Below are 23,799 nucleotides of genomic sequence, written 5' to 3' on the forward strand. Positions count from 1 at the left end.
TAACAGCTATCCCCCTCACCTTTCTATCCAACGCTGGAGTCACGATGGGAGCTAACAGAATACCGCATCTCCTAAAAGCAGCTTTTCTGCTTCTCGCCACATCACCCATTCTCGGTGGTCTATGGATCATCCAGCCCTGTCTTGTCACGAGGAATCAGACCATCCTCTATCTTGCTGCCGGATTTTTTCTCATAGGTATCGGCGAGATAGTAAATCATCCAAAGCAAACCGCAGCCAATTACACAGAGAATAATAACAGTGATCTACGACGAATCCACCACCGTAGCCGCAATCCCTGCCCGTTAGGCAATCTCCTTATCATTGGCGGGATCATTTTTCTTTTCATGGCCTTTGGCCATCTCATCCTCCCCTGACCATTATAAATTTCCGTTTTTCGCCCATGCCAGCACTCTTCTGTCAGGTTTTTCTCCTTGGCTTTTTCTGCCCCATGTCTACAATGAAATAAGGGGGTGGAAGAAATACAGAGGCAGGCTGTCCTTGGTATTTCACACCGGGGAAGAGAGAAGAGAGAACCGGTGCACGCGCCGTTATCCGGAGATATCCGGAGAACCGGTCACATTAATTCAGCTGCAGGTGATGCATATGGACAAACGGAAACATCCACGAATTCCCATTCGCGGGTTAAGCGCGGATATTTCGGACGGCAAGGGCTTTTTCACCGGGACAGTAATGGACATCTCCCGATTCGGTATGTCGCTCAACCACATCCCCAAAACGTTGGACGCCAGTGCGGACATTCTTTCAGTGATTATTGACGGACAGGGAAACCATTTCAAACTTCTGGTCAGGCAGAAATGGGAAACAGATACCGGCCAAACCAAGACCATTGGCGGCCAGATTGAGAATAGCCCATGGGACTGGACGGAATTTATTCTGCAAATTGAACCAGACAAGGACGATATCTGGGGATAACCCCCTAACGAGATCGCACAAAAGAAAAACGGCGACAGGAACTGTTGTTCCTGCCGCCGTTTTTTGCTCTGTTAAGCTCCCCTCTAGCAATCAGGCATGCTGTGCCGCCCGGGAAGGCTCCAGATTATATTTAAAGTAGGATGCACAGATGCCCTCACTGGAGATCATACAGGGCCCGATAGGATTCTGCGGTGTGCAGGCCATTCCAAATGACGGACAATCCGGCGGCAAGCCACGGCCGGAAATGATCATGTCGCAATGGCAGGAGCAGCGTTCCTCTCCTTCCCCGAACCGGACGTTAAAACGCTTGGTCGCATCGTACAATGACAATTCATCGCGGATCACGAAGCCTGACTCGGCAATTGTACCAAGACCGCGCCATGCGGTATCGACGGCAAAAAACACCTCAGAAACCATCCGCCGGGCATTCTGGTTATCTTCAGACGAGTAGATGACAGCCGAGCTGTCGTCAAAAAGCGATACACCATGGCGGATCTGCATCACCATTGAGATCAACCCTCGCAGGATATCACTCTTGTCAAATCCTGCTATGCAACAGGAAATATTATACTTTTTCGCAAGAGCAGTGTATGCCTCGGTATCGGAAATTGTGGTAACATGATCGGAACAGAGCAGACCATCGATATCGACCTCCGGGTCGCACATAATGGAATCGATGGTAGGCGGCAGCAAGCGGATAGAAGGGATAACACAGAAATTTGTGATGCCCTCGCTCGCGGCTTCCAGGATGGTCTCGGCAACAGACGGGGCAGTCGCCTCAAAACCAACCGCCGGATAGACGATAATCTTGTCCGGATTACGACGTGCCACATCAAGACAATCACGCGGCGAGGAGATAACCTCTACCAGTGCTCCTTTTTGGCGGATCGATGCCAGCGATTCCCTACTGCCAGGTACCTGCAGCAGATCCTCACAGGTGGTGGTAATCACATCAGGTTGCAGCGCAACCTTGACAAAAGCATCAACATGGCCAGCCGGCATAACGCAGACCGAACAGCCCGGCCCCGAAACTAATTCCAGCCTGCTTGGCAGCTCCTCCCGGAGCCGATAACGTAATATTGCCTGGTTATGCGCACCGCACACAACCATAATTCGGATTGGTCTGTCGACAATTTCGTGTAGCCTCTGGAGCAACTCTTCCGGCTTTCTCAATTCGCCACCTTCTCATTCAAGGAACTGACAGTTTATGCGTGCAAACGGCGATGACGGCAACGAAGCCGACCCGCCAGGGTCAAGCGAGATAAGAAGCCGGCTGGTTGTACGAGCCAGCCGGCATATCTTGATGAGTATTCACTGCGGATCACAGATATTATTCAACGTTTTCTTCCGCTTCCTTCCTCATATCTGCAAAATTCTGGGATCTCGTAATTTTTTCGTTATTAAGCAGCTCAATCTCTTCCTTGGTCAGGTGAAACATACCGCAGGCAGGACAGGTTGCATCAAATTCCTCACCAACGGCGCGAGCCTTGAGTTCGTCGATGGTCATGTGATCGACATACCCGCAAACGCCGGATGGATTTTCCGCCCGAACCTGAACACGTTTACCCCTTTCACTTCGTTGTGGCATCTTGCTCTCCTTGGATTGAACAAATTGTGCCTGTTCAGCAGGATTGTCCCACATACGCCCTTACTATAACATTCTCGACCAAATCATCATCAAAAAAACGGCCGGGAGAAATGCATCAGCTTTACGGACATATGCAACTAACCAATAACAGGCAGATTTATGAAAAAATGCCTGCTAATGAATTTGTGTCGAATTATCTATTCACTAAAATGATCAGCCAGCCACTCCGGACAAGCCTGAGTGGCATAGGCTTGCTGACCGGTGTTAATTGGCCAGTCTATCGATTTCCTTACCTTTGGAATCGATGATGGTTACTGCTACAGGTACACCGCCATCCAGGCGGTGGGTTGCGCAAGACATTCACGGGTCGTAGGCGCGCACCGCCATTTCCACCTGGTTCAACAACCCTTCGTTATAATTACCATCCTTGATAAGCGAGGTAGCCGCCTGCTTCACACTCATATTCATGGGTGCGATGTTGTGGGTAGTACCGACAATCAGGTTGGCACTCTCGATGCAGCCGTTGGCATCCGTGACATAGTCATGGATGAGCGTCCCACGCGGAGCTTCGACAATACCTACACCGCGTCCGGCCTTCGGTTCAACCTTGGCCCGGATATCGGTATCGGTGATGCCATCCCACTCAAGCAACTCAAGGGTACGCTCACAGGCGTAGACCATCTCGATCAGTCGCGCATAATGGTACAACAAGGTCTGCTGTGCCGGTCGCCCGAACTGACTGCGGAACTGCTCCAGCGCCGCATTGGCCCGCGGAGTGGAGATCTTATCACAAACGTTGATTCTGGCAAGGGTATTGGATCGGTAGATCCCGCGCGGAGCTGCCAGATCGAGGTCAAAACCTTCGTTCCAGGATTTGGCGTAGGGCATTTTCGAATAGGCCCAGGGCTCCACATGCTCGCCAAGATAGTCGGCGTAATCGTCACCCTCAAAATCGACATAGCTGCCATCCGGTTTCATCAACCGCTGCTTGCCGTCATAGATCCTGAGCGAACCGTCTTCACGATCCACGGTGCCAAGAAAGCCGGTGGTGATATTCCCCAACTCGCTGATGACATCCATGTATTTTGAAAAGACATTGTTTATCGCGAAATCAAGCGAATAGAGAGAGAAATCAAGTAACGTCTCGGCATCTCTTTTCAGCTCCAGCCGTTCTTCTTCAAGCATCGGCTTGGCAAAACCACCCACAACACCAGCGATGGGGTGAATCGCCTTGCCGGCAAAGCGCTCAAGCATCATCTGCCCCAGCTGGCGCATCTTCACTACCTTGGTGGCCAACTCGGGGTTCGCCTTGGCAATGCCGATAACGTTTCTCACCGAGTAATCGGCATCCGGCCCCAGCACAAAATCAGGTGAGGCCAGAAAGAAGAAATGGAGAATCTTATCATTTATATGCGCCATCACCTGGCACAATTCTCGTAACTTATGGCCGGTCGCCGTCGGTTTTACCCCAAACGCCCCATCCACCGCCTTGTTGGAGGCCAGATGATGCATCCAGGGACAGATACCGCAGATCCGGTTAACGATACGAGGAACCTCCTCGGCCGGCCGCCCCTCAATAAATTTTTCGAACCCCCGCAGGGACTGGATGTGGAGGAATGCGTCTTCCACATTGCCATTATCATCGAGATGAATGGCAATCTTTGCATGTCCTTCAATGCGGGAGACCGGGGCTATGTTTAAAACAGTTCCCATGTTATGCCTCCTCCTTGGTTGGCCGCTTCCTGAGCGGCTTGAGCATTCCATGAGCGCCGGAAAAACGCAACACGGAACGCCTGTCGATAACCGACTTGTAGTCAATGCCGTTGCTGGCAAGTGCGTTCATCATGTCCAGCATCTGGTTGCCATCTTTTCGTACCGGGCCAAAACAGCCGCGACAAGGAACCCGTGCAGAGATACAGCTCGGCGCCCCACGGCGGGAGCAGCCAGCTACCGTCACCGGCCCAAGACAAAGAAAACCCTGCTCCAAAAGGCAGCGCATCTCGCTTAACGGCTCATCCGCCTTGTATTTGGCGTTGGTGACAAAGCGCCGGATCTGACCGACATCCCCCTTGCCCTCCCGTTTGACAGGACAGGTGTCGCAGACACTTTTGCCCGGCAGTACCGGAGCCCGGTTCTCGAGAAGTGACATAAGCACTTCAGCAATATGGGCCGGATTGGGTGGACAGCCAGGCAACTGCATATCAATTTTCACCTTCTCGTCACAGGCATAAACCCGATCAAGCGGTGCCGGCACCTCCACGGTCGGGATTTTGGCCCCGGGGTCCGTGGTATGCGTTGCAAAGATATCCTCCCAGCTCTGCTGGCGATCCTGACCGTTCATCAGTGCAGGAATACCACCATGAGTGGCACAGGTGCCAAGGGCGATCAAGACGTCGCACTTGGCCCGCATCTCTTCCAAAACCTCGAGATGCTCATGGTTACTGACCCCGCCGGTGACGATACCCACCACCGCCTTAGGGATCGTGAGTGTCATCCCCTCGCCGGTCTGACCAAAATATTTATGATCCATCAATACCGGAGCATGAACAATATCAAGCGCCTCGGTAATGATCGGAATCAGGTCCTCTCCGATATTGAGTATTGCGATTTCGCAGCCTGAACATGACCCAAGCCACTCCAAAGCAGTCGTTACTCCCATCTCAACCTCCTTTATGCCAATTCGGCATCCTGACTGTTAATTGGGCCCAACTGTTTGATCCGGTTGGTCATTTTCGTTACCGCTGCGGCAAACTTGTCGGGTTCCGCCGAGGAAACCCAGGCAATTTCGAAGCGGCTGCTGTCGTATCCAAAATCCTCCATCAGATCGTTGATCATATCGGAGCGACTCAAGGCTGTATAATTACCATCCAGGTAATGACATTCACCAAGGTGTCAGCCAAGTACCATAACCCCGTCCGCCCCTTGGTTCAGGGCGTCCATGACATACTCCGGGTGGACCATGCCGGAGCACATGACCCGGATTATCCGCACGTTATGCGGATACTGCATCCTGGAAATACCCGCGAGATCAGCAGCGGCGTAGGAGCACCAGTTGCAGCAAAATGCAATGATCTTCGGCTCAAAACTCATGTGATCTACTCCTTTGTTCCATAACTCATATTCGTAAATGCACCACGATTTCAGACGGCTAGAGCGGCCTGAATCTGGCTGCTGATCTGCTTCATGGTGAAACCGGCCACATAGACGCCACGTTTCGGACAAGTGCCCATACAAAGGCCGCATCCCTTACACTTGGCAACGTTGACGGCGACGATCTTGCCTCCGCTTTCGTCCCCACGATCCATCAGGGTGATTGCCTTGTAGGGGCAGACATCGACACACAGAGCACAACCGTCGCAGTTCTTCTCATCAACGATCGCCTTGATCGCATCAAGGGAAACCGCCATCTTCGACAACAGCGTCGCCGCGCGGGAAGAAGCGGCAAGGGCCTGGGCCACCGATTCCTCCATCGGTTTTGGATAATGCGCAAGACCAGCCACGAACATACCGTCGGTGGAGAAATCAACCGGTCGCAGTTTAGCGTGCGCTTCGATGAAGAAGCCGTCACCATCCACCGGCACCTTGAGCATCTTGGCCAGGTCTTTGGCGTTGTCCTTCGGCCTTATGGCGGAAGCAAGAATCACCATATCCGCCACAATCTTCAGCGGACGATGCAATACATGATCCCAGACTTCAACATCGAGCACCTGACCGTTCTCCGTCACTGTCGGCTTACCGTGCAACTCGTAGTTAATGAAGATGATGCCCATCTTCCGGGCCTGCCGGTACAGCGCCTCCCGCTGACCGTATGTACGCATGTCACGGAAGAGGATGAAAATATTACGTTTCGGGTCCTCTTTCTTCAACCGAATAGCTGTCTGTACCGAGTGGGTGCAGCAGACTTTCGAGCAGTACATGGCATCCTCTTCACGGGAGCCGACACACTGGATGAAAACGAAGGTGTTTGCCGAGCTGACATGCTTTTCCTTCAACTCGTGGAGCTTATCGAACTCGATCGAGTTCACCACCTTTTTGAGCCGCCGATAGCCATACTCATCGGGTGAGTAGATCGATCCGCCGGTTGCAACGACTGTCACACCATGTTCGATGGTCGCAGTCTGTCCTTCCCGGCTCCTGATGGTGGTGCGGAAATTGCCGACAAAGCCTTCAACGCCGACCACCTCATGCTGCTTATGGATCACGATTCGCTCGTTCCAGATCACCTTGTCGATCAGTTTTCCGAGCCGCCCCGGGATATGTTCTCCCGACCAGGTATGCTTGAGGTGCAGGGCATTTCCGCCCAGAACATCGGTCCGTTCGATAAGATGGACATCAAAGCCCTGCTCAGCCATGTTCAGGGCTGCCGTCATCCCGGCTACACCGCCGCCGATAACAAGTCCTTTCTGGGTGATCGGCACACTGATGTTTTTCAGTGAGGTACCATACGTCACCTTGGCTGCGGCCATCCGTACCAGATCCTTGGCCTTGGCGGTGGCCATGGCCGGAGTGTCCGAGTGAACCCAGGCATTCTGGTTTCTAATATTGGCCATTTCGACCAGATATTCGTTCAAACCTGCAGCCTTCAACGTCTCGCGAAACAACGGTTCATGAGTCCTCGGGGTACAAGCGGCGATCACGATCCGGTTCAGCTTCTGCTCGCGGATACGCTTGACGATCATATCCTGGGTATCCTGAGAACAGGAGAAGAGATTCCGCTCGACATAGACCACATTCGGCAGACTCTTCGCATACTCCTCCACCGCCGCGACATCGACAACACCGGCAATATTGGAACCGCAATGGCAGACAAACACCCCAAGACGCGGGTCTTCGTTGGCCACATCAAGCTCTTCGGGAAAGGTCGCCTCGGTGGACAGCTGATGCCGGGCCGGGGCCAGAACTTCCGACACTGCCGCGGCCGCTGCCGAGCCTTCAACCACCGACTGGGGGATGTCCTTTGGTCCGGAGAAAGTACCGCAGGTGAAAATGCCCTCACGGGAGGTGGTGACCGGTGCGAAATCGGACGTTGCGGCAAACTTGTCAGCGGTCAGACTGATACCGGCGATATCGGCAAGCGCCATTGTCTCTTTCGAGGTCTGCAAACCAACCGAGAGCACCACCAGATCGTAATACTCCTCAAGCTGCCGCCCCTGTTCATTCACATAGGAGATGCGCAGATCACCTGTCGAACCTGCAGGCTCAACGCCATTCACTTTGCAGCGAACAAAACGGACACCCACCTCGTTCTTGGCGCGGTCCATATACCGGTCGAACTCCTTGCCGTGGGTCCTCATATCCATATAAAAAATGGAGGTCGCCAGGCCAGGAACGTGATCCTTGGCGATCACCGCCTCTTTTATGGCGTACATGCAGCAGACCGACGAGCAATACCCATTGTTGCAGAGATTCTCATCACGGGAGCCGACACACTGCAAAAAGGCGACCTTATTCACCGGCTTGCCGTCCGACGGCCGTACTAGATGCCCTTCAGTGGGACCTGAGGCGGAGAGATACCGCTCCAGCTGCAACGAAGTGATGACGTTGGGGAAGTCACCATAGCCCCAGACCTGGGCAGGCTTGGGATCATAGGCTTCAAAACCCGGCGAGAGAATGACCGCACCGACGTTGATCGAGTGGATCTTCTCAGTGTCATTAAAATTGATCGCACCGGCGTCACATACCTTCTCGCAGAACCCACAGGCACCAGGCTTTTTCAAACGGATACAGTTTTCCGCATCTATCTGGTACTTCAGCGGTACCGCCTGAGCGTATTTTACAAAAATCGCCTTGCGCTTACCGGTTGCCGCGTCATATTCGCTGTCTACCTTCTTGGGGCATTTTTCGGTACAGGCCCCGCAGGCGATACATTTTTCCATGTCCACATAACGTGGAGCTTCTTTAACCGTAACAGTGAAATTGCCAGCATCACCCGCGATCCCGGTAACTTCGCTTAACGTCATCAACTTTATATTTAAGTGCCGACCGCACTCCACCAGTTTTGGCGCGATAATTCACATCGAGCAGTCGTTGGTAGGGAAGGTCTTGTCCAGCTGAGCCATAGCCCCGCCGATCGCGCCCGACTTCTCAACCAGGTAGACATAATAACCGGAGTCAGCGAGGTCCAGGGCTGCCTGCATCCCTGTGACACCACCACCCACGATCATCACCGACCCAATCTTGTTATTGTCCAGCATGACAGGTTTCTCCTCTCTTTATATAGACGCGGCCCACTTGACCGTCTGGGTTCCGCATCGATTGTCAGTCTCGTAAATGAGCCGCTTTTCCTTACTGCTTTTTGGGAAGAATCAGCGAATCCGCCACCAGCTCCCAGAGGTATTTCACCTCGATATGCAGATCATATTCCTTGGTAAGCGACTTCATGATCTGATCGCGACAGTTGTGACAGGGCGCAATGATAAGCTCTGCTCCGGATTCCTGAATCTGCCGGGCCTTTACGCGGCCGTAAAAGACACGCTCCTCAGCATAGGGCATCGCCCAGGCACCGCCACCCGCGCCACAGCAGTAGGCGCCGTTTCGATTGGGGTAAAGCTCACGCAGATCTTCGACACAGGCACCGGCAACTGCCCGCCCCTCTTCGAAATACGCCTGACCGAAAGCTTTCAGTGACTTTCGCCCGTAGTTGCAGGGGTCATGATAGGCCGCCGGCATATTGTGGATAGATTTGTCGAGCTGAATCCTGCCTTCTTTGATGTATTCAAGCAGCAGGTCAAAGACCGTCATGATCTTGAACTCGTTGAGTGCTTCTGGGAACCACTTGATCAACCCGGACCGGGTTGCGAAATAGGCGTGGCCTCACTCTGGTAGGAGGAGAATTTTACAGTTCAACCTCCGCATGTTGTCGACGATCCGGCCGACCACGATTTTCATGGCCTCGTCATCTCCGGAGAAAAGCCCCCAGTTGACACCTTCCCAGTGTTCGGAAGGGATGGTCCAGGATTCTCCGGCAGCATAAAAGATCTTCCACCACCATTTCATGTCATCCGGCTCGGCAAACGGCTCCTTGGAGTTTACCGTCACCATCACCCGGGCACCATGGACGTCTATGGGCGTCTTGAATCCCGGACACTCGTCCTCAGCCAATTCTTCGCCCAGATCCTCACAGAGGAAAAGAAAGTCGTCTTTGGGGATACCGAGGTTGTTGCCGCGCTCAAGACACATCTGCACCCCTTTGTGGATGGGACCGGGAACGAGGTTTCTATCCCGTGAACCACGAATTTTCCGCATAAGGGCAGTGATCTTGATTCCGGCCGGGCAGGCCTCCTCACATTTGGCGCACATGGTACATTTCCATGGCCAACTGGATTCGAGCAGTTCCTGGTCCATGCCGAAGACCGCCATGCGGACAATCTTTCGTGGATCCAGACCGCCCACACCGGAGATGGGGCAGGCACTGGCGCAGGAGCCGCAGGTAAGACAGCTATCCGCCCAGGAAGGATCAAGCACCAGAGAACTTGAGGTGTCGGTGAGCACAATAGGCTCGCTTTCCACCTTTTCAATCGGTTTGACAGCTTTAGGGTCCACATGGCTGGTGGGACGAACGAGAGGCTCACGACCAAATTTGTCGCAAAGCCCCTGGTAGTCCTGGAACTTCATAAGATACTTGCGCCCTGGGCCTTCCTTGGCAGGAAGGGTTCCGGCGTTGATCCAGTTTCTTATGGTGTTCCGATGTACTCCAAATTCCTCCGCCAGCTCACTGACTTTAAATTCGTACATCATAAACGGTTACCTCACTTAGCTTTGTTCGGAAAGAATGCGAAAGATCTCTTCACATGCTCGGGAAACGGCAGCAGACATGGCTGGTGTCAAACCCGGCGCGATCTCCTCCGGGATATATTCAACCTGGGCCGCGAGAATGATCACGCGGATCCCGGTGTGCTGTTCAAGTTCAAGCAGCAGATTGACGGTGGGAAACTGATGAAGGGAAAAATCGTGGATCTTCTTGGCAGGGATATCGGCAGGGCGAATCCGGAAAACCTCACCCGGCTCCTTCCCCGGAAAATCGACCGCGTCAAGAATGACGATCGTTTCCGGCCGCTCCTCGCTGGAAAGCAGATAATCAAACAGGTACTCCCGAACACCGGTTCCGGCGTCGACAGCCTCCACGCTTTCAGGTAAAATAGAGGAACTATTGAGCCGTTCAACAACTGCCGGCCCAAAACCGTCGTCCCCCATAATTTCGTTACCGCAGCCAAAAATTATCGTTGAGCGTACCATTGTTCCCCTTGTGCAAAGTGTGCTTGAGTTGCAATTATTCGCCAAACTACCACTCGCCCCTTACAAGTTCAAGCAGTTATTTATATAGGTCTGGGCGTTATTCACATATCATCTCGTTTTTAATAGTTATTTATTAAAGTATTTTCAGAAACCGCGTTTCACCAACCCACACCGTAGCACCATCCACAGCGTAGGAATAACCTCCCCATATCCTATGGTTGACCGTGCCAGCTTCTCTAAGTTGCGACCAAATTGACCAGGTTGCTGGCAACTCCGACAAACCAACCCCACCTATCCACACATGATTTTGATTTTATTTATTAATAAACAGACAATTAGGACACCTCGTCCAGTGGATCGGAAACCTCATTCCCAAGACTGATGATCTTGTAAAAGAAATGAATTTCACCATACGGATGGGCTCTGCAGAAAAGAGCAGACTTCACAGAAAGTTCGATGGACGGCGGCATGATGACTGCCGCACGAAAGCAAGAAGGGGAAAACGGATCGGTTCAGAAGTCGTCTCTTCCGTTCGGTTGCGATTGAGCACGACAGCCAAACGAAAGAGGCATTGACACCAAGGAAGGGATGGGAGGCAAGGGGCTATATCATCCCGGATATCCTTGCGGATTCTGCATCTGCCAGCGCCAGGTATCCTCACACATCTCAGCAATACCACGCTCAGCTTTCCAACCCAGTTCAGTGAGCGCTTTGGCGGGATCAGCATAACAGGCAGCTATATCTCCGGCCCGACGGCCAGCAATCACATAGGGCACCTCTCGGCCGCTGGCTTTTTTGAAGGCCTTAACCATATCCAGTACGCTGTATCCCTGGCCGGTACCGAGATTGTAGACCACCACCCCGGTTCTTTCCGTCAACTTTTCGATGGCCCGTACATGACCGATGGCAAGATCAACCACGTGAATATAGTCCCGCACGCCGGTGCCATCCTTAGTGGGATAATCATTGCCAAAGACGGTCAGTTTGTCCAGCTTGCCAACCGCCACCTGCGAAACATAGGGCATCAGGTTGTTGGGGATACCGTTCGGATCTTCCCCTATCCTGCCACTCTTATGGGCGCCCACCGGGTTGAAATATCTGAGCAGGATGACGTTCCATGCCGGGTCGGCCAGCTGAACATCGGTGAGAATCTCTTCAATCATCAGTTTGGTCCGCCCGTAAGGGTTCGTGCATGAAAGCGGAAAATTCTCGAGGATCGGCACCGTCGCCGGGTCGCCATAGACGGTGGCCGACGAACTGAAAACGATGTTCTTCACCCCATACTTTGCCATCACCTCGGCAAGAATAAACGTACCGGTGAGGTTATTATGATAATAGAGCAACGGCTTCTGAACAGACTCGCCCACCGCCTTCAGACCCGCGAAATGAATGACCGCATCAAAAGGTTCATCAGTCGTCGCAAAAACCGTGTCAAGTCGATCCTTATCCAGAAGATCCACGTGATGAAACGAGACCGTCTTACCGGTCAGTTCCTCGACCCGTTTCAGTGCCTCTTTCTTGGCATTTACGAGATTATCGACCACAGTCACCCTGTGCCCGCAGTTAAGCAGTTCAATACAGGTATGACTGCCGATATATCCGGCTCCACCGGTGACGAGAATATGCATGTTGCACCTGCCTTATGGATTAAATTTCGTCGTGGGAATAAATATTTTTTTCTCTGTAATCAGATGCATAGTAATACAGAATGCCATCATGGCAATCAGAAAGAGCAGGATTTTTCCAGAAAGAAAACGACAAGGCCTGAGCAATACTGATGCTCAGGCCTTCATGTTACTGGGGAGAGTACTGATCAGATTTTAAACCGGGCCACCATATTATTTAACTGCTGGGCCAGCTGCAGCAGGTTTCCGGAGTCCACCTTCACTTTCGATGAACTTTCGCGCATGGTGCCTGCAACATCATCAACCTGGGAGATCGAAGCGGCGATATCACTAGAGACAGTTGAGTTATCAGCAACACGCTCATTCACTTCTCCGATACCGAGAGAGGCCTGGGCCACGTTGTTGGCAATCTCCTGAGTGGTCACAGCCTGTTCCTCAACTGCGGTAGCAATGGTGGCCACCAGGTCATTGACCGCGTGGATAACCTCGGTAATCTGTTCAATCTCTGTTACTGTAGTATCGGTACTCTTCTGGATCCCCTGAATACGGGTCTTGATATCGAGAGTGGCATTGGCCGTCTGCTTGGCAAGCTCTTTAATCTCGTTGGCGACAACCGCAAAGCCGCGGCCTGCCTCACCAGCCCGAGCCGCCTCGATAGTGGCGTTCAATGCCAACAGGTTGGTCTGCTCTGAGATCTCGGTAATAACTTCAGTTACCTTACTGATTTCCTGGGCGGCACTGCCGAGTTCATCCACCTGGGCCGACGCGTTTCTCGCCTTCTGTACCGCCTCACCTGTAACAACCCTCGCTTTCTCTGAGTTCTGGGCGATCTCATTGACCGTGACCGTCATCTCCTCGGCTGCGGCAGCGACCATGCTGACATTCGTGGCGGCCTGCTCACTTGCTGCCGCCACGGAATTCATCTGATTACTGAGCTGGCTGGCCGCATCGGCCGTCTCCCGCGCCTTCGCCGACATGCTTTCCGCACCCACCGATACCGAATCGGCCACACCCGACATCGAGACCGACGCGGAGTTCAACGTATGGGCATTACCGGAAATCTCCTTAAGCAGATTCTGCATCCGCTCAATAAAACGGTTGAAGATAGAGGCCAAGGCACCAAGCTCGTCACGACTTGTGAGATTGAGCCTTTTGGTGAGGTCGCCTTCACCCTGAACCAGGTCCGTGACCATGGCGGTCAACGCTTTCAACGGCCTGATAGCAACCAGGTTAAGAATTAATATTATTGCTGCAATCAACAGAATCACAACGACCAAGGCAATAGCTACCTGAACCATGGTCGCTTTCTTCATGCTCTGATTGACGGTCTTTTCAAACGCAGAAATCTCGGCACGGCGCTCCGTTTTCACTTTTTCCATTGCTGCCAGCAGCACCTTGTCGGTGTAAAAAATGGTAACGGAACCGGTTTTCTCTTCTTTCACAAAACTATCCTGCTTCACCGAAAGATCCCGGTTCAATTCCAGATCGGCGGGAAGCGCGTCAGCACTCTGGACCTCAGGATTCTTCCAGATAGCGAAAAAGGGCTTATCACTATCATCAAGAACCTCCACCGCCACGATGGATGGCAGGTTGATATATCCTTTCAGCATACGCTCCATGGAGACCGTATCGAAATTATATAGCAGGGTCGCGGCCGCACCGGCAAGCATATCGATATTGACGTCCACCGTCGCCTTCAACTCATCCTGCTGCGCCTTGCCCTGACTGTTGATGATCGACTCGACACCCTGGCTGTATTGCGTGAAGATGGAGGACACCAGGCGCTGTTCGAGCACATTGGCAATGATCGTGTTCAGGCTCAGCAATAATAGTATCAGGATACCGCAGCTGGCAGAGGTTTTGACGGCAATACTGAGTGTCCGATCCGCCTTATCGGTTTTCTTTGAATCTTTTAAAACTTTTGTTGTGTCCATTATCAATCTCCTGATTAAAAAAAATCCAGCTGCACTAGAGAACTTTCAAAGAGTATATCACCGCTTTTTTAAAAAAAGCAAAAGTACCAGGCCATTCTCTCAACGTATCCGCTCCACTTCCATCAACCTTTCCGAGCTCTTCCGCCAGTAGCATCGCAGCCCGAATCTTTATGCTCAACCAGGGCCGTCTTTGCCCATGGTTGGCTTCTTCCTTGTATCAAGTACCCGCCGCACCGTGGACGCCATCACCTCACTGGTAATCGGTTTATACAGACAAGAGTCGACCCGAAGTTCGGACAGCAGAGTGTCCGTGAGCTTCTGACTGTAACCGGTACACAAGATAACCGGTATCTCCGGCTGGAGGGCCCTGACCCTGGCAATCAGGATATCACCGGTCATCTCCGGCATGTTCATATCCGTGAGCAGCAGGTCAAATTTCGCCGGCTCGGCTTCCACCAAACGAAGCGCAGAAATGCTGTCGGTTCGAATGGTCACCTCATAACCAAGCATTTCCAGAATCTTGCCGGAAGTTCTGACTATCGCTTCCTCATCATCGACAAACAGAATCCGTTCCTTGCCTCCGGGCAAGGCTGCACTCATCCCACCCTTCACGGGATGTGTCTCAACCTGACTGCAACGTGGTAAATAGATGGTAAACGTCGTCCCCTTGCCAACCTCGCTTTCAAAAAGAATCTTGCCGCCATAGCCCTCAACGATCCCGTGGACGATGGCAAGCCCCATCCCTGTCCCTCGGCCGACACGCTTGGTGGAGAAGTACGGTTCAAAGATCCTGTCGGCTATTTCCGGCCGGATCCCTGTACCGGTGTCAGAGATAACAATCCGCACATATTCACCAGCACGAAGCCCCATCGCCTGCAGCTCAAGCGAGGCCGGCAAATCGATATCTTTCAAAGTAACATCGAGAAACCCACCTGTTTCCTCCATGGAGTGGGCGGCATTGGTACAGATATTCATGAAGATCTGGTTAATCTGGGTCACATTCCCCAACACCAGCCACTCACTATCCAAAACTTGACGTATCTGAATTGCGGACGGAATGGTAGAACGGATAAAACTGAGTGCCTCTTCCGCAACGCCTTTTATCTTTACAGGCGCCAGCTCTTCCTCACTCTGTCTGGCAAAGGTCAGAATCTGCTTGACCAGATCCCTGGCCCGCTCTCCAGCCTTGCGAATGCCACTGAGGTTGTTGTGAAGTGGAGAATCTTTTTCAAGATGCAGGAGAGACAACTCGGCATAACCCAGGATAGCTGACAGTATATTGTTGAAATCGTGAGCAATACCTCCGGCAAGATTGCCAATGGACTCCATCTTCTGAGCCTTGATCAGCTGAACCTGCAACCGCTCCCGTTCATGTTCTGCGACCTTGCGCTTGTGAATATCGGTAACGGTGCCCTCATAACGAATGATTTTACCATCCTCATCGAAATAGCATCGGGTATTGTTACAGACCCATATCGGTGTCCCATCTTTTCGTTTTGCTAAAAACTCAAAATTTACGATAACCCCCTGCTGGTCCACTGCCTTCTGGAAGCGCTTCCGATCTAGAGGGTAATAGTAAAACTGCGCCTCGACATCAGTGATTGACCGTATCAGCTCTTCGGGACTGGCATAGCCGAACATTCTGGCAAACGCGGGATTGACACTCAAAAAACGCCCGTTGGGCGTACTCTGAAAAAAGCCTTCAACCGCGTTTTCAAAAATTGTCCGATACCGCTCCTCGCTCTCACGCAAGGAATACTCGCTTTTCTGCAAGGCAACGATATCATCCTGGAGCCTCTGCCCCATACTGTTGACGGCATCGACCACTTCGTCCAGTTCGTCGCTGTGTCCCGCCAAGGTTTTTTTTCGATGCAGCGTCAGACGACGATCGAGGTTCGAAGCCTCGATGCCGGTGGCATAGCGAGCGATTGTCTCAAGATGTCGCATAACCAAATGGTTAATGACATAGAGAATAAAAAGGGAAACAAAGAATGTCTTGGCAGCCTGGGTCGTGAGGATAATGAGAATTCTCTTCTTCAGCCGTGTATAAACACCTTCAAAAGATGCGGTTAGCACCAGCTTGCCGAGCCGTTCCTCACGGCCCTTGCCATCGAATATGATCTCGTACTCGATGCTCTCGGTTCGGATTTGAGGCTGAATCTCCCCTTTGAAATAGTGCCCTCCAGTATTTTCAATGACCTCGATAGCCACAATATCCCTGATACTCAAAATACTGGCCAACTGGGTATCAATCTGCTCATCGGCAAATTCCCACAGGCTCCTGGCAAGAGTGTCCAGATGGGCCCTTCTCACCCTCTCAAACTGTTCACGGATATATGCAGTATCGTTCCGATATTCGGTAAACAATTGAAAACATGTCCCCAGGAGGGTTACCAAGGAACTGAATGCCAGAATCCATAGAAGCTGCTTTCTGGCAAGCCGTCCAAATTTCCAGCCTCCGGACCCGTTATTGGTAATATTGTTCAATGAACTACAGCCTTTGATAGAAGCTTCATGCTCGATCTGTAAATATCGACAAAGAATGCATAATAGAAATTAACTCATTTCCCCAACCCGCTATGCTCCTCAACACAGGTCACAACCTGAAAGGCAGCAGGACTCATTAAAAAACGATACTTAGATGCAAAGTGCAATAGGTATATTAATCAGACCGACAACCGACTCTCATCTTTCTTCTACATCCTCAGAAAATCGTCAACTTGACGAACTAACCTTTCGAATTATTGTCATTTGATACCTCAACCAAGGCCCATTCCCTCGTCACTCCACTTGAATCATATCTAAAAAAAAATAGAAATCAAATGGTTGCCACTATTTATTTCGGCCTAGTCGTTTCAAGGTCTTTACAAAAAAAACCACCTGCCACTTGTCTCTAAACTCCACAGCGACACAGCCCCAGAATAGGCTTTGTCGCCCATCTGAAAAAGGGTATAGTGGCGGTGGCCCGCCCTGCGGACCACTAAGCCGATATCCATTTTCAGCCAAGGAGAAAAACATGCCGTACGTCAATATCAGAGTAGCAGGAACACTCACCAAAGAACAAAAAGCGAAAATCGCCGCTGGCGTAACCGATGTAATCAGTAAAGAAGCCAATAAGCCGCCCGAAGCGATTCTGATCTTCATCGACGAAGTTGCTAAAGAGAACATCGCCAAGAAAGGCATCCTGCTCGACCCACCCGAATAACTCCATGCGACCAGAAGAAAGAGTCAGAGAACTACACCAGCTCCTCCACGAGCATAGTCACAGATATTACGTCCTCGACGATCCCATCATTTCCGATGGTGAATACGACGCGTTATTTCACGAACTGCTCAACCTGGAAAGCGAGCACCCGGAACTTGTCACCGACGATTCGCCCAGTCGACGCGTTGGGGCACCACCTTTAGACAAGTTCAGACAGGTGGAACACCAAGTGCCCATGCTGAGCCTCGAGAATGCATTTGGTGACGACGATCTGGTGGAGTTTGAAGAACGACTGGCCCGTTTTTTAAGCGGCAACCAATCTCTTTCGTATGTTGCAGAACCTAAGCTCGACGGGCTTGCCGTCGAGCTGGTTTACGAGAATGGAATACTGACCCTTGGTTCAACCCGTGGAGATGGCAAAGTCGGTGAGGAGATTACCGCCCAGCTACGCACGGTGCGCGCCATCCCACTGAGGTTAGCCAACAACCCGCCACCGCGCCTTGAGGTCCGGGGTGAAGTGTTCATGTCTCTGGCCGGCCTCAAAAAACTGAACGAACAGCAGCTGAGTCAGGGCCGGCAGCCCTTTGCCAATCCGAGGAACGCCGCAGCCGGATCGCTCAGACAACTTGATCCGACCATTACCGGCTCACGTCCCCTTGATTTCTTCGCATACGGTGTCTCCCTGCCTGCCGATACCGGCTGCACCACCCATTTTGCATTGCTGCAACATCTGCAACATCTCGGTCTGCCGGTCAATGACCTTACCAGAAGCTGCAGCTCGATCCGTGAAGTGATTACCGCTTTCCATAATTTGGCCGAAATCCGTCACCAACTCCCCTACGAAATCGACGGCATGGTTGTCAAGGTCGACAAGCTCAACCTGCAGGATCGACTGGGTGTCAAGGCCAGGGCACCGCGCTGGGCAGTGGCCTGCAAGTTCCCGGCTACCCAGGCCACTACCGTGCTGCGCGACGTGGAATTCCAGGTGGGCAGGACTGGGGCGGTGACCCCTGTCGCCATCCTTGAGCCGGTTAACGTCGGCGGCGTCATGGTCAGCAGGGCCACTCTCCACAATCAGGATGAACTTGAACGAAAAGATCTGCGCTATGGCGACACCGTCCTTATCCAGCGGGCGGGCGATGTCATTCCGGAAATTGTCAAGGCAGTTGCAGAAAAACGGACCGGCACCGAAACTGTCATCGCCATGCCGGTGAATTGTCCGGTCTGTCACCATCCACTGGCAAAGCCCGAAGGGGAAGCTGTGACCCGTTGCCACAATCCACATTGTGATGCCCAGCGGCTCCGCACCCTCATACACTTCACCTCCAAGGCCGGACTTGACATTGAAGGTCTTGGTAAAAAATATGTCGAACAGCTCTACTCCCTGCACCTGGTCCATGACATTCCAGATATTTTCACCCTCACCAAAGAACAACTGGCGGAACTCGAAGGCTGGGGTGAGAAATCGGCGGACAATGTGCTGGCAGCCATCCGGGAACGACTCTCCCCGCCGCTTGGCCGTTTTCTCGCCGCTTTGGGCATCCGCTTTATAGGTGAAGTCACCGCTAGTGCCCTTGAAGGCCATTTTTCCGACCTCGACGCGATCAGCTCTGCCACCCTCGACCAGTTGCTGGAAATCGAAGGGATCGGTGAACAAGCCGCGACCTCCATTGTCGACTATTTCAGTGACGAGAAGGTTCAGGAGATGCTCTCCCGTCTGCAGAGTGCCGGAGTCTCGCCCCTTGCACCCGAAGGACAGCAGGAGGACTTGCCACTGACCGGCATGGTGCTTCTTTTCACCGGCAGCCTTCAGGAAATTTCGAGAAACGAAGCGAAAAAGATGGTGAAAGAGAACGGTGGGCAGATCGCCACCTCCGTCACCCAGAAAACCACCCATGTTGTGGTAGGGGAAAAGGCGGGTTCAAAACTCATTAAAGCTCAGGAGCTTGGAAAAACCATCCTTACCGAAGCGGAGTTTTTGCAGCTCATCGGTCACTGAGTAGCCACGTTTGACAACCCCTTTTCAGACCAGCTTCAAACCTCCGAGCAAACACCAACAGACAACGGATACATGGCGACAACCTTTACAGAACGGGTCAGAGAAATCATAAAACAGATCCCTCAGGGAAAGGTGACAACCTACGGTATCATTGCCGCCGGGGCAGGAAATGGTAGCGGAGCCCGGCAGGTGGCAAGAATTCTTCACTCCAGCTCGAAGACCCATGGGCTACCCTGGCACCGGGTGGTGAACCGGGCTGGCAAGATATCACTTCCCCCCGGTCGAGGGTATGAAATGCAGCGGGATTTACTTCTGTCCGAGGGCATTATCTTCACGGTCAATGACGTGATTGATCTTGATCAGTTCCTCTGGCTGCCAGGCGAAAAGTGCGAGCTTTCATAACCACGTTTCAACATAGTAGTTTCCAGCTTGCAACCATCTCAATCAACACCTTTTCTGCAAATCTTGCGACAGCGTGGCTCTTGCCATAATGTTCACTCATGTTTATTAGATCAGAAAAAGGTTGTATCAATCCAATAATCTATCAGGAGAACGCAGATGAGCCACGGCAAACATTCCCACGAACATACCCATACTCACGAGCATGAACACGAGCATGAGCATCCGCACAAGCATGGCGACCTGGAACACAGCCATGGCCACCATCACCACCACAGCCATGCTCACGGCTTCGAGCACAGTCACGACCACAACCATGACGGGAACGGATCTGCCCACGATCACTCACATGAGGCAGGGACGGCGAAACCGCATCATCACGATCACGCCGACCACGACCAGGAGCCGCACGATCACAAACACTGATCTACACCCTGCATTTCAGGTTCGAAACAGGTTGCGCATTAACATGCCGAAATCTTTTACATCGAGCCTGTTGAGACCAAATTCTGCCGCCATATCCAACGCCGCCTGGTAGTCTTCAGGTGCGATGGTCTCCTGCAGTTCGGGAAAATCGCGAATTTTCCCGCAGGGGCGGTACTGGTCCATAATATTGACAAAGCAGTTGCGGGAGATGCTCTCAGCCAGAAATCGTAAAATCTCCCGGGACTGCTCCTGGCCATGGGGCATGAGCAGATGACGTACCATAAGACCCCGCTCAGCCAACCCTTCCTCATTTATTTTAAGATCACCCACCTGGCGCTGCATTTCGATACATGCAGCCCGAGCCTTTTCCGGATAGTCTGCGGCATGGGCATATTTTTTAGCAGACTCTCCCTTCCAGAATTTGAAGTCGGGCATATAGATATCGACGATGCCTTCCAGCAGTTTCAGGGATTCGATTTCTTCATAGCCGCTGCAGTTATAGACGAGGGGCACTGTCAATCCCGAATCGATAGCACAGGGCAATGAAGCCAGGATCTGTGGGATGACATGGCTTGGGGTAACTAAATTTATATTATGGCAACCTTGGTGTTGCAGTTCCACCATAATATTGCCGAGTCGTGCCGCATCCACCGCTTCACAACTGCCCGCTACAGGATGGCTGATATCATAATTCTGGCAAAACAAACACGTAAGGCTGCAGCCACAGAAAAAGATGGTGCCGGAGCCATGCTCCCCAACCAGTACTGATTCCTCACCAAAATGTGGGCCATAGCTGGCTATTTCGGCAAGTGTGCCGGTTTGGCAGACGCCAAGCTCACCCGCCAGCCGATCAACTCCGCAGCGGCGTGGACAGAGGGTACAATCGGCGAGCAACGCTCGGCTCTCCTCGATACGCGCTGTGAGCAATCCTTCCTTCCAGGCCTGCAAATATAAGCTATCCATTTTTCCTCCCAGTCGGTCTCGACAAAGCATTCCTTTTCGACTATTCTCGTCGGGTGGATTCATCAATAGGTGAGTAAGTACAACTTCCCTCTACCCGAGACCTGCACCCATGCATCTAATTGATTTGCGAAGCGACACGGTGACTCGTCCCACAACCGCTATGCGGGAGGCCATGATGATGGCCGAGGTGGGTGACGATGTTTACGGCGATGACCCCACGGTCAACACCTTACAGGAATTCACCGCCAACCTGCTGGGATTTGAGGCGGCACTCTTTACCTGCAGCGGCACCCAGGCTAATTTTGTGGCCCTGATGGCCCATTGCCAGCGGGGTGATGAATATATCGTCGGTCAACAGGCTCACACCTATAGATACGAGGGTGGTGGAGCTGCGGTGCTTGGATCTATCCAGCCCCAGCCCATTGAGTTTACCGAGGACGGCACTCTCGATCTTGATCTGGTTGCCTCTAAAATCAAACCGGACGACATCCACTTTGCGAGGACCCGGCTGCTCTGTCTGGAAAACACCCAAAATGGCAGGTTCCTCCCGCTTGAATACCTGCGACAGGCCCGCGATTTCAGCCGCAGCCACAGCCTGAAACTCCATCTGGATGGTGCGCGGGTCTTCAACGCTGCCGTGGCTCAGGATATCCATGTGAGTGAGATAGCCCACCACTTTGACTCGGTCTCCGTATGTCTCTCTAAAGGATTAGGCGCCCCGATCGGCTCGGTACTCTGTGGCTCGACTGACTTCATTACCCGGGCCCGCCGTTGGCGAAAAGTGGCGGGAGGCGGTATGCGTCAGGCGGGAATTCTTGCTGCCGCAGGACTTTTTTCCCTCAACCACAATGTTCAGCGTCTGGCAGAAGATCATGCCAATGCACACCTGCTGGCCCGTGGTCTTCAAGATCTGCCCCAGCTGACCGTTCGCTACGAGGATAATCAGACCAACATGGTATTCGTCACCGTTGCCGACGAAGATGTGACTGGACTCACCGAACGACTGCGCACGGAAAACATCATTGTTTCGCCAGGAACACAAATGCGGCTGGTCACCCACCTGGATATCACCACCGAAGATGTGGAGAGCGTGATAGACGTCTTCCACGATCACTTCCGGTAAAGAATTTCTGAAAACAACCTAACTGCAAACGGCGCAGACCGAAGCCGCCCCATCCATATCGAGGCGGCCAATATAGCTCTCGACAATATCCGCCATCCAGGCCGCCTTTTTCGTACAATGATCGGCCGACCAGAGCCAGTGCAGGCTCGAGGCAAAATGGGGGTCTATACAGAAGTCACGCGTAGCCGTCGGAGAGCGAAGCACCGTTACCAGTTCCGCGGTGGTGGGCAGCCGCCAGCCGGAATGTCCTGCAAACGCTGTCTCATTGAGGTAGTGCACATAGTCACGGGCTTGATGCCAGTTCAGAGTAAACCCAGTTCCACTCCGCTGCCAGTAAAGGCCTGTTACCGGATCGTAGAGTAATAGTGGACTCTTCACCACCAGTTGATGGCGATAGAAGCCTGTTGGCCGAAAAAGCTCGTCAAGCTCAAGCGTTGCCCGGATATCCTTGTACATAATTCGACAGGGCTCGCTGCGTAACTGAATACTGTTATCGCCAACTTCCTGTGACCACAGATTCTCGATCCCACAATTTCGGGCTGAGCTACTCTTCCACTCATCAAACAGCTGTTCAAGCTCCACCCGCATCCGGGTCGCATCCGCAAACCGTTCCCCCGGCTCTACAGCAAGAGTCTTCAAGAGAAAATCATCCCAACTGCTATCAAGTTCGCGATTAAGACGGCTGGGCAGTTCAATCTCGGTGCGAGATTCCACCAGGCAACCTGTCAGCATCCTGTACATCATCACCCCGAGGCTGTAGAGATCTGCCCGGCCATCGGCTGCTTCAGGGCTAGTGCCCTGTTCCGGAGCGCTATAATAGGGAGACCCCACCTGCATCCCGGGAATGGCCATCGGCTCTTCGCCCCGCACTCTGGAGAGTCCGAAATCGATAATCTTCACCCGGTCATCGCTGGTTATCATCAGGTTATACGGCTTTATATCCCGATGAACGATACCGGCAAAATGCAGGCGCTCGAGGCCCTTTAAGGCCTGGAGCAGATAGAGGCAGCTCCGCTGCACCGAGAGCCGGCGCGACCGGTCCTCCACCCTATACGCCTCGCCAATCATATCACCAAGGGAATGGGAAAAATATTCCAGCACGATAAAGGGTGCGCCCTCATTTTCGTCACAATCCAGAATGGTCGCCACATGTTCATGGTCGATTTCGCCCATGATGCGTGCCTCTTCGACAAACATCTCCCTCAGCCTTTCCGCACCGACCAGATCGGCAAAGATATCATCCCTGGGGCGCAAAATCTTCAACGCCACAATCCGACCGGTAACCGGAGCCATGGCCTTATACACAGTACTCATGCCGCCCCTGCCGAGTCTGCCGAGAATGGTATATCTCCCTACTGTTTCCATCTGC

At 52.5% G+C, this 23,799-nt stretch carries 20 protein-coding genes; 6 read left to right on the top strand and 14 right to left on the bottom strand.

The features are described 5' to 3' along the window. Nucleotides 1–44: 44 nt before the first annotated feature. Both BUF15_RS09110 and BUF15_RS09115 read left to right on the top strand, forming a co-directional pair. Complete coding sequence (locus BUF15_RS09110) at nt 45–374, top strand: hypothetical protein (RefSeq protein ID WP_073613165.1); 330 nt, start codon at nt 45–47, stop codon at nt 372–374. Nucleotides 375–603: 229 nt separating this feature from the next. Next, nucleotides 604–933: a PilZ domain-containing protein gene (locus BUF15_RS09115; RefSeq protein ID WP_073613166.1), complete on the top strand. Its 330-nt coding sequence runs from the start codon at nt 604–606 to the stop codon at nt 931–933. Nucleotides 934–1,023: 90 nt separating this feature from the next. On the opposite strand, the gene hypD is transcribed toward BUF15_RS09115, so the two are convergent. The 11 genes from hypD to BUF15_RS09175 all read right to left on the bottom strand — a co-directional run bounded on the left by hypD (nt 1,024) and on the right by BUF15_RS09175 (nt 16,802). Then, nucleotides 1,024–2,106: a hydrogenase formation protein HypD gene (gene hypD / locus BUF15_RS09120; protein WP_073613167.1), complete on the bottom strand. Its 1,083-nt coding sequence runs from the start codon at nt 2,104–2,106 to the stop codon at nt 1,024–1,026. 157 nt (nt 2,107–2,263) lie between these two features. After that, nucleotides 2,264–2,521, bottom strand: coding sequence for a hypothetical protein (locus BUF15_RS09125; protein ID WP_073613168.1), 258 nt, complete (start codon nt 2,519–2,521; stop codon nt 2,264–2,266). Nucleotides 2,522–2,881: 360 nt separating this feature from the next. Continuing rightward, nucleotides 2,882–4,234 carry a Ni/Fe hydrogenase subunit alpha gene (locus BUF15_RS09130; RefSeq protein ID WP_073613169.1) on the bottom strand — a complete coding sequence of 451 codons (1,353 nt, stop codon included), beginning with the start codon at nt 4,232–4,234 and terminating at the stop codon, nt 2,882–2,884. A 1-nt stretch (nt 4,235) separates the two neighbouring features. Further along, the gene (locus BUF15_RS09135) at nt 4,236–5,180 is read right to left on the bottom strand and encodes an NADH-quinone oxidoreductase subunit B family protein (RefSeq protein WP_073613170.1); all 945 of its coding nucleotides are present in this window, start codon (nt 5,178–5,180) and stop codon (nt 4,236–4,238) included. Nucleotides 5,181–5,191: 11 nt separating this feature from the next. Next, nucleotides 5,192–5,611: a hydrogenase iron-sulfur subunit gene (locus tag BUF15_RS09140; RefSeq protein WP_159441267.1), complete on the bottom strand. Its 420-nt coding sequence runs from the start codon at nt 5,609–5,611 to the stop codon at nt 5,192–5,194. 50 nt (nt 5,612–5,661) lie between these two features. After that, a complete protein-coding gene (locus tag BUF15_RS09145) occupies nt 5,662–8,715 on the bottom strand; it encodes an FAD-dependent oxidoreductase (RefSeq protein ID WP_084553789.1) in 3,054 nt (1,017 codons plus the stop codon). A gap of 91 nt (nt 8,716–8,806) precedes the next feature. Then, complete coding sequence (locus BUF15_RS28055) at nt 8,807–10,255, bottom strand: 4Fe-4S dicluster domain-containing protein (RefSeq protein ID WP_327021859.1); 1,449 nt, start codon at nt 10,253–10,255, stop codon at nt 8,807–8,809. A gap of 18 nt (nt 10,256–10,273) precedes the next feature. Beyond that, nucleotides 10,274–10,756 carry a hydrogenase maturation protease gene (locus BUF15_RS09155; protein WP_073613171.1) on the bottom strand — a complete coding sequence of 161 codons (483 nt, stop codon included), beginning with the start codon at nt 10,754–10,756 and terminating at the stop codon, nt 10,274–10,276. A gap of 608 nt (nt 10,757–11,364) precedes the next feature. Next, nucleotides 11,365–12,384 (bottom strand): UDP-glucose 4-epimerase GalE, encoded by a 1,020-nt coding sequence (galE, locus tag BUF15_RS09160; protein ID WP_073613172.1) that lies wholly within the window; start codon nt 12,382–12,384, stop codon nt 11,365–11,367. Nucleotides 12,385–12,569: 185 nt separating this feature from the next. Beyond that, nucleotides 12,570–14,315, bottom strand: coding sequence for a methyl-accepting chemotaxis protein (locus BUF15_RS09170; protein ID WP_073613174.1), 1,746 nt, complete (start codon nt 14,313–14,315; stop codon nt 12,570–12,572). Nucleotides 14,316–14,489: 174 nt separating this feature from the next. Further along, complete coding sequence (locus BUF15_RS09175) at nt 14,490–16,802, bottom strand: ATP-binding protein (protein ID WP_084553793.1); 2,313 nt, start codon at nt 16,800–16,802, stop codon at nt 14,490–14,492. A 529-nt stretch (nt 16,803–17,331) separates the two neighbouring features. Between BUF15_RS09175 and BUF15_RS09185 the strand changes: the two genes are divergently transcribed. From BUF15_RS09185 to BUF15_RS09195, 3 genes are all read left to right on the top strand, one after another. Next, on the top strand, nt 17,332–17,520 hold the full coding sequence (locus BUF15_RS09185) for a tautomerase family protein (protein ID WP_073613175.1): 189 nt from the start codon (nt 17,332–17,334) through the stop codon (nt 17,518–17,520). Between the two features lie 4 nt (nt 17,521–17,524). Beyond that, on the top strand, nt 17,525–19,519 hold the full coding sequence (ligA, locus tag BUF15_RS09190) for an NAD-dependent DNA ligase LigA (protein WP_073613176.1): 1,995 nt from the start codon (nt 17,525–17,527) through the stop codon (nt 19,517–19,519). A 72-nt stretch (nt 19,520–19,591) separates the two neighbouring features. Beyond that, a complete protein-coding gene (locus BUF15_RS09195; RefSeq protein ID WP_073613177.1) occupies nt 19,592–19,921 on the top strand; it encodes an MGMT family protein in 330 nt (109 codons plus the stop codon). A 126-nt stretch (nt 19,922–20,047) separates the two neighbouring features. Here BUF15_RS09195 and BUF15_RS27075 read toward each other — a convergent pair whose 3' ends face one another. Together BUF15_RS27075 and BUF15_RS09205 are read right to left on the bottom strand one after the other, a co-directional pair. Further along, nucleotides 20,048–20,257, bottom strand: coding sequence for a hypothetical protein (locus BUF15_RS27075; protein ID WP_159441268.1), 210 nt, complete (start codon nt 20,255–20,257; stop codon nt 20,048–20,050). 102 nt (nt 20,258–20,359) lie between these two features. After that, nucleotides 20,360–21,307, bottom strand: a complete 948-nt coding sequence (locus tag BUF15_RS09205; RefSeq protein ID WP_073613179.1) for a radical SAM protein — start codon at nt 21,305–21,307, stop codon at nt 20,360–20,362. A gap of 109 nt (nt 21,308–21,416) precedes the next feature. On the opposite strand from BUF15_RS09205, the gene ltaE reads away from it, so the two are divergent. Then, nucleotides 21,417–22,430: a low-specificity L-threonine aldolase gene (ltaE, locus tag BUF15_RS09210; protein ID WP_073613180.1), complete on the top strand. Its 1,014-nt coding sequence runs from the start codon at nt 21,417–21,419 to the stop codon at nt 22,428–22,430. Between the two features lie 18 nt (nt 22,431–22,448). Here ltaE and BUF15_RS09215 read toward each other — a convergent pair whose 3' ends face one another. After that, nucleotides 22,449–23,795, bottom strand: coding sequence for a protein kinase domain-containing protein (locus BUF15_RS09215; protein WP_073613181.1), 1,347 nt, complete (start codon nt 23,793–23,795; stop codon nt 22,449–22,451). Nucleotides 23,796–23,799: the final 4 nt, after the last annotated feature.

Source organism: Desulfopila aestuarii DSM 18488 (assembly GCF_900143695.1).
GTDB lineage: Bacteria > Desulfobacterota > Desulfobulbia > Desulfobulbales > Desulfocapsaceae > Desulfopila > Desulfopila aestuarii.

Bases quoted from the DNA above. Each gene is read 5' to 3' on its own strand.
- ltaE (WP_073613180.1), top strand. From the start codon at position 21,417: ATGCATCTAATTGATTTGCGAAGCGACACGGTGACTCGTCCCACAACC.
- BUF15_RS09135 (WP_073613170.1), bottom strand. From the start codon at position 5,180: ATGGGAGTAACGACTGCTTTGGAGTGGCTTGGGTCATGTTCAGGCTGC.
- BUF15_RS09195 (WP_073613177.1), top strand. From the start codon at position 19,592: ATGGCGACAACCTTTACAGAACGGGTCAGAGAAATCATAAAACAGATC.
- BUF15_RS09205 (WP_073613179.1), bottom strand. From the start codon at position 21,307: ATGGATAGCTTATATTTGCAGGCCTGGAAGGAAGGATTGCTCACAGCG.
- BUF15_RS09215 (WP_073613181.1), bottom strand. From the start codon at position 23,795: ATGGAAACAGTAGGGAGATATACCATTCTCGGCAGACTCGGCAGGGGC.
- ligA (WP_073613176.1), top strand. From the start codon at position 17,525: ATGCGACCAGAAGAAAGAGTCAGAGAACTACACCAGCTCCTCCACGAG.
- BUF15_RS09125 (WP_073613168.1), bottom strand. From the start codon at position 2,521: ATGCCACAACGAAGTGAAAGGGGTAAACGTGTTCAGGTTCGGGCGGAA.
- BUF15_RS09155 (WP_073613171.1), bottom strand. From the start codon at position 10,756: ATGGTACGCTCAACGATAATTTTTGGCTGCGGTAACGAAATTATGGGG.
- BUF15_RS09115 (WP_073613166.1), top strand. From the start codon at position 604: ATGGACAAACGGAAACATCCACGAATTCCCATTCGCGGGTTAAGCGCG.
- BUF15_RS09185 (WP_073613175.1), top strand. From the start codon at position 17,332: ATGCCGTACGTCAATATCAGAGTAGCAGGAACACTCACCAAAGAACAA.
- BUF15_RS09110 (WP_073613165.1), top strand. From the start codon at position 45: ATGGGAGCTAACAGAATACCGCATCTCCTAAAAGCAGCTTTTCTGCTT.
- BUF15_RS09170 (WP_073613174.1), bottom strand. From the start codon at position 14,315: ATGGACACAACAAAAGTTTTAAAAGATTCAAAGAAAACCGATAAGGCG.
- BUF15_RS09130 (WP_073613169.1), bottom strand. From the start codon at position 4,234: ATGGGAACTGTTTTAAACATAGCCCCGGTCTCCCGCATTGAAGGACAT.
- galE (WP_073613172.1), bottom strand. From the start codon at position 12,384: ATGCATATTCTCGTCACCGGTGGAGCCGGATATATCGGCAGTCATACC.